General features: G+C 41.7%; 11 protein-coding genes and 1 tRNA gene. All 12 read right to left on the bottom strand.

The annotated features are described in order from the left end of the window. Positions 1 to 58: 58 nt before the first annotated feature. The 12 genes from ADA55_RS23490 to ADA55_RS23435 all read right to left on the bottom strand — a co-directional run bounded on the left by ADA55_RS23490 (position 59) and on the right by ADA55_RS23435 (position 10,817). Positions 59 to 134, bottom strand: a tRNA-Lys gene (locus ADA55_RS23490). 275 nt (positions 135 to 409) lie between these two features. Further along, positions 410 to 1,702, bottom strand: coding sequence for an adenylosuccinate synthase (locus tag ADA55_RS23485; RefSeq protein WP_034316136.1), 1,293 nt, complete (start codon positions 1,700 to 1,702; stop codon positions 410 to 412). Positions 1,703 to 1,983: 281 nt separating this feature from the next. Then, complete coding sequence (gene dnaB / locus ADA55_RS23480) at positions 1,984 to 3,348, bottom strand: replicative DNA helicase (RefSeq protein ID WP_034316139.1); 1,365 nt, start codon at positions 3,346 to 3,348, stop codon at positions 1,984 to 1,986. 140 nt (positions 3,349 to 3,488) lie between these two features. After that, positions 3,489 to 3,938, bottom strand: a complete 450-nt coding sequence (gene rplI / locus ADA55_RS23475; protein WP_034316140.1) for a 50S ribosomal protein L9 — start codon at positions 3,936 to 3,938, stop codon at positions 3,489 to 3,491. After that, positions 3,935 to 5,905 (bottom strand): DHH family phosphoesterase, encoded by a 1,971-nt coding sequence (locus ADA55_RS23470; RefSeq protein ID WP_034316142.1) that lies wholly within the window; start codon positions 5,903 to 5,905, stop codon positions 3,935 to 3,937. The genes rplI and ADA55_RS23470 overlap by 4 nt, the downstream gene beginning before the upstream one ends. A 41-nt stretch (positions 5,906 to 5,946) precedes the next feature. Then, on the bottom strand, positions 5,947 to 6,894 hold the full coding sequence (locus ADA55_RS23465; RefSeq protein WP_048687977.1) for a YybS family protein: 948 nt from the start codon (positions 6,892 to 6,894) through the stop codon (positions 5,947 to 5,949). A gap of 236 nt (positions 6,895 to 7,130) precedes the next feature. Beyond that, a complete protein-coding gene (gene rpsR / locus ADA55_RS23460) occupies positions 7,131 to 7,370 on the bottom strand; it encodes a 30S ribosomal protein S18 (RefSeq protein WP_034316147.1) in 240 nt (79 codons plus the stop codon). A 47-nt stretch (positions 7,371 to 7,417) separates the two neighbouring features. Beyond that, positions 7,418 to 7,945, bottom strand: coding sequence for a single-stranded DNA-binding protein (gene ssb, locus ADA55_RS23455; protein ID WP_034316149.1), 528 nt, complete (start codon positions 7,943 to 7,945; stop codon positions 7,418 to 7,420). Positions 7,946 to 8,014: 69 nt separating this feature from the next. Continuing rightward, a complete protein-coding gene (gene rpsF / locus ADA55_RS23450; RefSeq protein WP_034316153.1) occupies positions 8,015 to 8,299 on the bottom strand; it encodes a 30S ribosomal protein S6 in 285 nt (94 codons plus the stop codon). A 194-nt stretch (positions 8,300 to 8,493) separates the two neighbouring features. Then, a complete protein-coding gene (gene ychF / locus ADA55_RS23445) occupies positions 8,494 to 9,594 on the bottom strand; it encodes a redox-regulated ATPase YchF (RefSeq protein WP_034316156.1) in 1,101 nt (366 codons plus the stop codon). A 169-nt stretch (positions 9,595 to 9,763) separates the two neighbouring features. Continuing rightward, complete coding sequence (locus ADA55_RS23440; protein ID WP_048687975.1) at positions 9,764 to 9,961, bottom strand: DUF951 domain-containing protein; 198 nt, start codon at positions 9,959 to 9,961, stop codon at positions 9,764 to 9,766. A gap of 19 nt (positions 9,962 to 9,980) precedes the next feature. Further along, complete coding sequence (locus ADA55_RS23435) at positions 9,981 to 10,817, bottom strand: mechanosensitive ion channel family protein (protein ID WP_048687973.1); 837 nt, start codon at positions 10,815 to 10,817, stop codon at positions 9,981 to 9,983. Positions 10,818 to 11,040: the final 223 nt, after the last annotated feature.

The following is an 11,040-nucleotide window of genomic DNA, read 5'->3' as shown; positions in this document are numbered from 1 at the left end:
CGTGTTACCGCCGTGAAAGGGCGGTGTCTTAACCGCTTGACCAATGGGCCGAAAAAAATGGTGAGCCATGAAGGATTCGAACCTTCGACCCTCTGATTAAAAGTCAGATGCTCTACCAACTGAGCTAATGGCTCGTTCTAATGAAATGTTTCTTTGCTGGATGTTAACTTACCATCTGCAGCTTGTTAATGGCTTGTTCTATTGTGACGACGCTTTTGATAATATCATGGTTCTTATAGTTTAGGCAATAGTTTTTAGAAATAAAATTATTTTTTTCTTATTTTTTTTATTTTCCCTATAGTTTTCATCCACATTCACTCGGTATCCCGGACCTCCGAACGTGACATAATGCATCGATCTTAAAAATGAAAGAAGAGCCGGCAAAAAAAGCCAGCTCCTTTTTCATGAATTACGCTAGACGCCAAGGGCTTCTCACGACATTTGTTTGGTTACGGTCAGGACCGACAGAGAAAGTGGTCAAAGGAATGCCTACCAATTGAGATACGCGCTCTACATAGTGGCGAGCGTTCTCTGGAAGCTCATCCAATGATTTGCAGCCTGTGATGTCTTCTGACCAGCCTGGCAGCTCTTCATAGACTGGTTTACATTCACCAATCGCTTTCAAAGTCGCTGGTACCTCATGAATGATTTCGCCTTTGTATTCATAGGCCACACAAATTTTGACCGTATCAAGACCTGATAATACGTCAATCGAGTTCAATGATAAATCGGTAATCCCGCTGACACGGCGAGCATGGCGAACGACAACAGCGTCAAACCAGCCTACACGGCGCGGTCTGCCTGTAGTTGTACCATATTCACGGCCAATTTCCCGGATTTGGTTACCGACTTCATCATGCAATTCTGTAGGGAAAGGACCATCGCCCACACGGCTTGTGTATGCTTTACATACTCCAACCACATGGTTGATCTTCGTAGGACCTACACCCGAACCGATTGTAACTCCACCTGCAACCGGGTTGGAAGAAGTGACGAATGGGTATGTTCCTTGATCGATATCAAGCATGACACCTTGTGCCCCTTCGAATAATACCCGTTTTCCTTCATCAAGTGCGTCATTCAATACAACGGATGTATCACAAACATATTTCTGCACTTGTTGTCCGTACTCATAGTATTCTTCCAAGATATCTTCGATTTTGAAACCTTCCGTTTCATAGAAGCGTTCGAACATACGGTTTTTTTCGACAAGATTTTGAGACAATTTTTCCTCGAAAATTTCACGGTCCAAAAGGTCTGCCATGCGGATTCCGTTACGAGCAGCTTTGTCCATATATGCAGGGCCGATTCCCTTTTTAGTCGTTCCAATTTTGTTGGCGCCTTTACGGTCTTCTTCGACTTCATCCAATTTGATATGGTAAGGAAGAATGACATGTGCACGATTCGAGATACGAAGATTATCCGTACTCACCCCATGGCTATGTAAATAAGCAAGCTCCTCTACAAGAGCTTTTGGATCAACTACCATACCGTTTCCAATGACACAAATCTTATCACTATAAAAAATCCCTGACGGAATTAAATGCAGTTTATAGGTAACGCCGTTAAATTTAATTGTATGCCCTGCATTATTCCCACCTTGATAACGAGCGATGGCTTCCGCATTCTGGGATAGAAAATCTGTTATTTTACCTTTACCTTCGTCTCCCCATTGTGTACCGACTACTACAACTGATGACATCTGAATAAAGCACCTCCAAAGGTTCACGTAATACCGATCATTAACCGGTTCTTATCAAACAAACCTATTTTATCAATAATCCAAACTGGAAGTCAATACAAAATCCGAACAATACACTTTTTAAAAAATTCTTTGTTCGTAAATATGAGAAATTTCTTTCCGGTTTTTTTAGGATTGTCAAACATTATTGTACCCTCTGATTTCTTTTTCTATTATCATTAGGGCCTTTCTTTTTCCTGAAACAGAGAAAGCCCGCCATTGCATGAATGGCAGGCAGTCCCCTATGCGCCGGGAGACATCGAATCATCATCGAAGCGGCGTTCGAGATTAACGAATTTATTATACTCTTTTACGAATGCAAGCGAAACCGTGCCCACCGGACCATTACGCTGTTTCGCTATAATGATTTCAATGATATTTTTATTCTCGGATTCTTTATCATAATAATCATCACGGTATAAGAAGGCGACGATATCAGCATCTTGCTCGATACTCCCGGATTCCCGGATATCAGACATCATCGGGCGCTTATCCTGACGCTGCTCCACTCCCCGCGATAGCTGGGATAGGGCGATGACGGGCACTTTAAGTTCACGAGCCAGCGCTTTGAGTGAACGTGAAATCTCGGATACCTCTTGCTGACGGTTGTCGCCTGAACGGCCATCGCCTTGAATTAACTGCAGGTAATCGATCAATATCATGCCAAGGCCATGTTCCTGCTTCAAACGACGGCATTTTGAACGGATTTCACCAATCCTGACACCTGGCGTATCATCGATATAAATGCCGGCATTCGACAAGCTTCCCATCGCCATCGTCAGTTTACGCCAATCCTCATCAGTTAAGGAACCTGTCCGTAAATTCTGGGCGTTGATATTCCCTTCAGCACAGAGCATACGCATAACGAGCTGCTCTGCACCCATTTCAAGACTGAAAATCGCTACATTCTCCTCCGTTTTGGTCGCAACGTTTTGAGCGATGTTCAATGCAAAAGCGGTTTTACCAACCGAAGGACGGGCACCAACTATGATGAGGTCATTACGTTGGAACCCCGCTGTCATTCGATCCAGTTCAGCAAACCCTGTCGGTATTCCCGTGACATCCCCTTTACGGGTAGTCAAAATTTCTATGTTATCGTAAGTCGCAACCAATACATCCTTAATATTTTGAAAAGACCCGGAATTCTTACGCTGGGCCACTTCCATGATCGTTTTTTCTGCTTCACCGAGCAGCTCCTCGACCTCATCCTCGCGACTGTAGCCTTCCTGAGCGATGTTCGTCGCAGTCCGGATCAAACGGCGCAGCAATGACTTCTCCTCGACGATGCGGGCATAATATTCAATATTGGCCGCGGTAGGCACCGATCCGGCCAATTCACTTAAATAAGAAACCCCGCCAACTTCTTCAAGGTTTTTTGTCGCAGCCAATTCCTCCGTCACCGTAATCAAATCGACAGCTTTTCCTTCGTCATTCAATTTAAGCATCACATTAAAGATTTTTTGATGAGAGCTTCTATAAAAATCCTCTGGAATCAAAACTTCCGATGTAACGGTCAATGAAGAGGGCTCAAGAAAAATGGCTCCAAGCACAGCCTGTTCGGCTTCTATATTTTGAGGTGGAATCCTATCCTGAAATTGTTCTATCATATCTTAAAACCTCCCATTCTAAGAGGATACCTTTTATATGTTTCTAGTAAAAAAGAAAAAAGTGAAAGGACAACGTGCCCAATCACATTTTTCGTCTATCTCTATTTTATCAATTTTTCACAGATATGAAACAGCTAAAATTAGTTAATTTCTTTCACATGCACAGTCAGTGTCGCAGTGACTTCAGGATGAAGCTTGACTGGAAGCTTTGTATGCCCTAAAGTGCGGATGCCTTCAGCAAGCTCCATTTTACGTTTATCAACCTTGATACCGTGTTTTTTCTGAAGCTCAGATGCAATTTGTTTAGTCGTGATGGAACCGAATAAACGCCCGCCCTCACCGGCTTTGGCAGATAGTTCAACCGTTAATTTCTCCAGCTGCACTTTCAATTCTTCAGCCTGCTGCAGCTCTTCTGCTGCAAGTGATTCTTCTTTATTTTTCTGTGCTTCCAAAGTTTTCACGTTTGAATTATTTGCTTCAACGGCCAATCCTTGTTTAAGCAGGAAATTATGTGCATAACCATCCGCAACATTTTTAACTTCCCCTTTTTTCCCTTTACCTTTAACGTCTTTAAGAAATATCACTTTCATTCTTTATATCCCCCTTCTAAATATTCATCAATAGCTGCTTTCAATCGACTTTCGGCTTCATCAATGGAGCATACCTGTTGAGTGGCGGCATTCGTTAGATGTCCGCCTCCATTCAACATTTCCATGATCACCTGTACATTGATATCACCAAGAGAACGCGCACTTATGCCCACCGTATCATCAGACCGCTTAGCCATTACAAAGGAAGCGACAACGCCATCCATCGTCAATAGGGTGTCCGCAGCCTGAGCAATGAGCACCTGATTATGAACCTGATCGGTTTTTGCCGCGGCAATGGCAATTCCCTTTTTATAAAAGATGACTTCTTCAATGAGCTTCGAACGTTTGATATAGGTGTCCACGTCTTCTTTTAAGAATTTCTGGACAAGTACCGTATCAGCTCCATGCGCCCTTAGATAAGAGGCAGCATCGAAAGTACGTGATCCTGTTCTTAAGGTGAAGCTTTTCGTATCGACGATGATACCTGCAAGAAGCGCCGTCGACTCCAGCATATCAATTTTTGAGCGTTTCGGCTGATATTCAAGCAGTTCCGTCACAAGTTCTGCCGTTGAAGATGCATATGGCTCCATATAGACGAGCAATGAGTTCTTGATGAACTCCTCACCCCGCCGATGATGGTCGATGACCACAACCTTATCGATTCTATTCAATAACCGCTCTTCAATCACCATGGAAGGTTTATGGGTATCGACCACAACCAGCAAGGTCTCATCCGTAATCATTTCTAATGCATCATCAGGTGTTATGAACCGGGCATACAGCTCTTCTTTATTTTTGATCTCTTCCATTAAACGAAGGACACTGCTGTCGAGCTGCTGGGTGTTTATGACAATATAGCCTTCACGTTCATTCATTTGGGCAACTTTCAAGATGCCGATCGCTGAACCGATTGCGTCCATATCCGGGTTTTTATGGCCCATGACAATGACTTTATCGCTATCAAGGACTATATCCTTCAATGCATGGGAAATCACACGGGCACGGACTCTCGTGCGTTTTTCCATCGGATTGGTTTTGCCGCCATAGAATTTCACTTTTCCATTCGCTTGCTTTATGGCCACCTGGTCACCGCCCCGCCCTAAAGCGAGATCCAAGCTGGACTGGGCAAGCGTACCTAGTTCCGGCAAGGATGACACGGCCGAGCCGACCCCGATGCTCAAGGTAAGTGGTACATTTTGCTTGGCCGTCGTTTCCCTGATTTCATCCAAAATCGAGAATTTGCCCTTTTCAAGCTGCTGAAGGATATGCTCATTAAAGACAGCGATGAATCGTTCCGAGGAAACCCGCTTAAAGAAAACGCCATTATCCCTTGCCCACTTATCGAGAAGTGAGGTAACCAAGCTATTTATGCTGCTTTTACGCTGATCATCCATACCCTGTGTCAAATCATCATAATTATCAAGAAGAATGATCGCAATTGCCGTTCGCTCATCTTCATATAATTTCTCAATTTCCACTTGCTCCGTCACATCAAAAAAGTAAAGAAGCCTTTCATCACGCTTATGGACCACCTTGAATTTCCGATCGTGGAGCGTAAGTGTCTCTGTCTCGATCTCTTGCTTGATTAACGGTACTATCGAGTCCGCAACATCGTATAGCGATCTTCCTGCCAAGGAGTCTTCACTAAAACAAGAAGCCAGGAATGGATTGGTCCATTCAATGTAATAATCCTCATTAAAGAGCATGATCCCAATCGGCATTTCCAATAACGCTTCCTCGCCCACCTTCTTTAAACGGTAGGATAAAGTCGTTATATACTCTTCTGTCTTCCGTTGCTTTTTTTCTACCATTCTTAATGTTAAATAAAATAAACCAGCAAGAATCAAAAGTCCAACAAGTGCAATAACCCAATTATAATAAGCCAGTACGCCCAAAAGTAAAACGACTGCGGCCAGCACCCCATACAATGGGGACTTAATCGAGTATTCTTTCAAATAAGATGGCATAGTTTCAGCTCCTAAAAGCATCTGTTTTACAAAAAAGTCTTCTATTCCTTTTTCTTGATTGTCTCCCTAAAAGGAAAGCCTAAATCTATTATACCTAAAAATCGGACGGCCGTCGTTATAATCGGAATCGGCAGAAGCAAAGAAAAAACCACAATTAAAACAGGTATCGCCTTAACCCATGACTTAACATGAGCGATATAGAATATCAGGGAATATCCTTGTAATAAAATGAAGAACTGAAGTATGAAAAATAGGTTCGTTATGGCCATATATACAAAACTGTTCTTGTCCGTATTCACAAAAAGAGCAAGAAGCATCGTAATTAAATAATACCATAAAAGGCTTTTCGGGAGTCGCAGATCCCGAAAATGAGGCCATTTTAACGCCTTATCACTGAACCTCTTCACAATGGGATGCGCTGCAAAGAAAATCAATAAAACCATGATGACGGACATCAAGACGAACAAACTTGGCATCAGCGTGTTCATCATATCGATTGATTCATACATCCGCTTTTGGACTTGTTCCGTCGGTGCCTGTCCAAAAGAATCCATGATGCCGATTGTATTTTCAAGGGACTCCTCGGCCATGTTCATCGATTCCTCTATGTAATTAACATCCGTTATCAAAACTGAAGCTGCATATATTAATAAAATGCCTCCCAGGAAGACAAGGACTGCGCTTATGAACATAGGTGCCATCGGTTTGTCCTTTTTCAAAAAATAGCCGATCGCAATTCCCGTTGCCCCCATGAGCAAGGTCAGCGGAACAGACAATATCGTCCCGATGAGGATCGACAATAACGAGGCTACAAATAAGTAACCAAGGCTCCACGATAACTTTTGTTTGATTGTGACCAGTATGAATGGAATGGGTAAAAAGAAAGTAGTGAAAATACCCAATAGTGGGATTTGAATGGTGATGAACAATAAAATGCAATATAGTGCCAGAAGTGCTCCGCCCTCGGCAATTCGTCTCCCGCTATTCATCTTTATTTCACCCCCTGTTATGATTGATGTCTTATCTCCATCTTTATATTGTATCCGTTACGGCCAGGATATTTCAAACATCACAGTCTTTTTTGGGATATGATTTTTTTTTCTGAGGAAAACACCCGGATAAATTTCTTCTGAAATAAAAAAAACGCCATTCAGCGGTTTACAGGCATAAGTGACAACTTATTAAAAAAGGCACATTAAGGATTGCTCCTCAATGTGCCAATTTATTATTCACCAGATACATATGGTAGTAATGCCATAGTACGTGAGCGTTTAATAGCAATCGTTAATTTACGTTGATATTTAGCGCTTGTGCCAGTTACACGACGTGGTAAAATTTTACCGCGTTCTGAGACGAATTTTTTAAGAAGATCTACATCTTTGTAATCAATTTTAGTGATTCCGTTAGATGTGAAATAACAAACCTTTTTACGCTTACCGCGTCCTTTACGTCCACCCATTGCCATAATAAATTTCCCTCCCTGCATTTTGAATTTTCATTTCAAACGGCTGTTTAAAATGGAAGATCGTCATCTGAAATGTCGATTGTCTTACCGTCATTTGCAAATGGATCATCATCTACACGAGTGTAGTTGTTATTGCTCCGTTGATTCTGATTAGGATTTTGTCCATACGAATTGTTGTCATTTCCGTTATTATTGCCATAACTTCTTTGACCCCCACCGTAAGAACCGCCTTCATTTCTTTCACCCGCTGAACTGCTTCGTGGTTCAAGGAATTGAACGCTCTCAGCCAGAATCTCCGTCACATATACGCGTTTGCCGTCTTGTCCTTCATAATTACGTGTTTGGACACGTCCATCCACGCCAGCTAAACTGCCCTTTTTCAAGAAGTTAGCTACATTTTCTGCCGGTTTACGCCAAACTACACAGTTAATGAAATCCGCTTCACGTTCACCTTGCTGATTCGTAAAACTACGGTTCACAGCTAAAGTAAAGGTAGCTACGGGAACTCCATTAGGTGTATATCGTAATTCAGGATCTTTAGTTAAGCGTCCTACCAAAACTACGCGATTCATCATCAGAATCAACCCCTAGGTTTCAAGCTTGTTTCATGTGAAACAAGATTAGAATTTATATTAAATATCGAATTATACTTCTTCTCTAGTAGCCATGTGGCGAATAATGTCTTCACTGATTTTAGCTAGACGATCGAATTCTTGAATCGCAGCACTTTCAGCGTTAACTTTAAGAAGCATGTAGTAACCATCACGGAAATCATTGATTTCATATGCAAGACGGCGTTTACCCCATTCTTTTGCTTCTACTTCCGCACCATTATCAGAAAGGATTGTGTTGAAACGTTCAACTAAAGCTTTTTTAGCTTCTTCCTCAATGTTTGGACGGATGATATACATAATTTCGTATTTTCTCATCACTGTCACCTCCTTTTGGTCTAAGCGGCCCAATTGGGCAAGGAGCAATTATTTATAATTACTCACAAGATAAAATTATAGCATAGTTAAAGAGGCTTTGCAACGAACGGTTCGACTTATTACAATTAAATGTAATCTAATGGTTTAAGTCTTAAAAAAAGACCCTACATATGGAATGGTAGGGTCTTTGATTCTTATACGTTGAAACGGAAATGGATGACATCGCCATCGTTAACGATGTATTCTTTTCCTTCCAAACGAACTTTACCCGCTTCTTTTGCGGCACCATGACTGCCCGCTTCAAGTAAATCGGTATAAGATACCGTTTCGGCACGGATGAAACCGCGTTCGAAGTCCGTGTGAATGACGCCGGCACATTGAGGGGCTTTCATTCCTTTGCGGAATGTCCAAGCCCGCACTTCCTGTACACCAGCTGTAAAGTATGTTGCCAATCCAAGCAGATTATAAGAAGCACGGATCAACTGATCTAGACCTGACTCCTCGATGCCAAGTTCAGATAGGAACATTTCCTTTTCTTCACCTTCAAGTTCTGCAATTTCTTCTTCGATTTTGGCACAAATCACGATTACTTCGGCATTTTCCTTAGCGGCATATTCACGAACTTGCTGTACATATTCATTATCGTCAGCATTCGCCACTTCATCTTCGCTCACGTTCGCCACGTAAAGCGTCGGCTTAGCTGTAAGTAAATGCATGCCCTTCACAATTTTTTGCTGTTCTTCGGTAAACTCGACGGAACGTGCAGGCTTTTCATCTTCCAATGCTTCTTTTAAAGCCACAAGGATTTCATGTTCTGCTACAGCGGCTTTATCTTTTTGCTTGGCCATTTTTCCGACACGGTCGATGCGTTTGACAACAGATTCCAAATCGGCAAGGATCAATTCAAGATTGATGACCTCGATATCATCGATTGGATTTACTTTTCCGGAAACATGGGTAATGTTATCGTCTGCAAAGCAACGGACGACTTGACAAATTGCATCCACTTGACGGATATGAGAAAGGAATTTATTACCTAATCCTTCTCCTTTACTTGCTCCTTTTACGATCCCGGCGATATCCGTGAATTCAAATGCTGTCGGAACCGTTTTTTTCGGTTTTACCAATTCAGTCAATTTTTGCAGACGGTGATCTGGCACTTCCACAATCCCTACATTCGGGTCGATCGTACAGAAAGGATAGTTGGCAGATTCCGCACCTGCCTGAGTTATTGCATTAAATAAAGTGGATTTACCTACGTTAGGCAAACCGACTATACCAGCTGTTAAAGCCATTTATATTTCACTCCTTCAAGATGATTCGTACAAATGGGAAAAGGACTGATCTTCTATAAAGACCATCCAATTACCTAAACCTTTCCCAATTATAGATTTCGCTTCCTAAAAAGACAAGTAAATCATGAGAAACGCCGGACTACTTTCACTCCCAAAAAAAAAAGCATGATCACCCCTCATGCTTTTGCAGAACTTTTTTCATTTTCTTCGCGAATTCACGTCGAGGCAGCATCACGCTATGACCGCATCCTTCACATTTTATCCGGATATCCATTCCGAGCCGTATAATTCTCCACTTATTCACTCCACAGGGATGTGGTTTCTTCATTTCCACAATATCCTTAAGTGCAAATTCCTTTTCTTCCATAATCATGGGCCCCCAATTCCTATGACTCGCTGCCATTGTACGTAGATTTAATCCCACTTGCATCAAGCGCAGCACTTATTTCTTTTCTTAATATCCTACTGATTTCAATGTGATGCATCGGCTTTGTTTCCGCTTTAATCCGAAAGACGATTTCTTCAGGACTGATTTTTTCAATTCCCAAAAATTCAGGAGCTTTGATCAAGGCTTCGTATTTGCCTTCCATACTGTTTAAAAGATCAATCAGCACCTTCTCAGCACGCTCGGTCGATCCATCGTTAGGTATGGTCACATCAACTATTGCCACACTATTTAAAATGGAATAATTCGTAACCTGGATGATGCTGCCGTTGGGTATGAAGTGCAATTCACCTGCACCGCTTTTAATTTTCGTCGTACGAAGCCCGATTTCAATGACTTCCCCTTCAAAAGTATTGATTTTAATATAATCCCCAACCGAGAACTGATCTTCAAAGATAACGAAAAACCCGGTAATTATATCCTTGACCAAACTTTGTGCGCCAAATCCAATGGCCAAACCGAGAACACCGGCACCAGCGAGTAATGGCATTACATGAAGACCAAGAATCTCCAGAATCATCAACAAGGCAATGAAATTGATGACATAGGTAATGATATTTTCCAGCAATTTAATGAGTGTCGCTTCCCTGCGTTCCGTTACCCGAATGGGACTTCTTAAACGTGCTTTGAAAAATTTATTCAGAATAGTCTTTCCTATTGTAATAATAATACGCGATAACAGCAGAACAAGGAAGATTTTAATAATGCCCTCGCCCATCAGCAGCCATATCTTTTCATCCAATATCTCTTTTGCAACGTTATCATAAATGCGATCCATATTTTCCTCCTGCCTAATGCAAATAACAGCAAAACTATTATATCTTCGACGTATTCCTCTACCCTCCATGCATGGAGGTAACCATGAAATAGAGAGATTTTCTCTATTTTATCAATAAATAATGGTTTCTGTACAAAAAAATTATGGGTATATAGTTAATAGAATTTAGAAATTTTTTCCCGAACATTCAAATGATTATTTACTAGAAAGTATAGATGAAAGC

Source organism: Bacillus sp. 220_BSPC (genome assembly GCF_001054655.1).
Lineage (GTDB): Bacteria > Bacillota > Bacilli > Bacillales > DSM-1321 > Peribacillus > Peribacillus frigoritolerans.
The sequence above is the reverse complement of the archived record's forward strand: the minus strand, read 5'-3'. Positions and strand labels throughout refer to the sequence as shown.

What these genes read in the sequence shown, in the direction of transcription:
- ADA55_RS23465 (WP_048687977.1), bottom strand. Translation starts at nt 6,894, where the DNA reads ATGAATAGCGGGAGACGAATTGCCGAGGGCGGAGCACTTCTGGCACTA.
- ychF (WP_034316156.1), bottom strand. Translation starts at nt 9,594, where the DNA reads ATGGCTTTAACAGCTGGTATAGTCGGTTTGCCTAACGTAGGTAAATCC.
- rpsF (WP_034316153.1), bottom strand. Translation starts at nt 8,299, where the DNA reads ATGAGAAAATACGAAATTATGTATATCATCCGTCCAAACATTGAGGAA.
- ssb (WP_034316149.1), bottom strand. Translation starts at nt 7,945, where the DNA reads ATGATGAATCGCGTAGTTTTGGTAGGACGCTTAACTAAAGATCCTGAA.
- ADA55_RS23470 (WP_034316142.1), bottom strand. Translation starts at nt 5,905, where the DNA reads ATGCCATCTTATTTGAAAGAATACTCGATTAAGTCCCCATTGTATGGG.
- ADA55_RS23485 (WP_034316136.1), bottom strand. Translation starts at nt 1,702, where the DNA reads ATGTCATCAGTTGTAGTAGTCGGTACACAATGGGGAGACGAAGGTAAA.
- ADA55_RS23435 (WP_048687973.1), bottom strand. Translation starts at nt 10,817, where the DNA reads ATGGATCGCATTTATGATAACGTTGCAAAAGAGATATTGGATGAAAAG.
- rpsR (WP_034316147.1), bottom strand. Translation starts at nt 7,370, where the DNA reads ATGGCAATGGGTGGACGTAAAGGACGCGGTAAGCGTAAAAAGGTTTGT.
- rplI (WP_034316140.1), bottom strand. Translation starts at nt 3,938, where the DNA reads ATGAAAGTGATATTTCTTAAAGACGTTAAAGGTAAAGGGAAAAAAGGG.
- ADA55_RS23440 (WP_048687975.1), bottom strand. Translation starts at nt 9,961, where the DNA reads ATGGAAGAAAAGGAATTTGCACTTAAGGATATTGTGGAAATGAAGAAA.
- dnaB (WP_034316139.1), bottom strand. Translation starts at nt 3,348, where the DNA reads ATGATAGAACAATTTCAGGATAGGATTCCACCTCAAAATATAGAAGCC.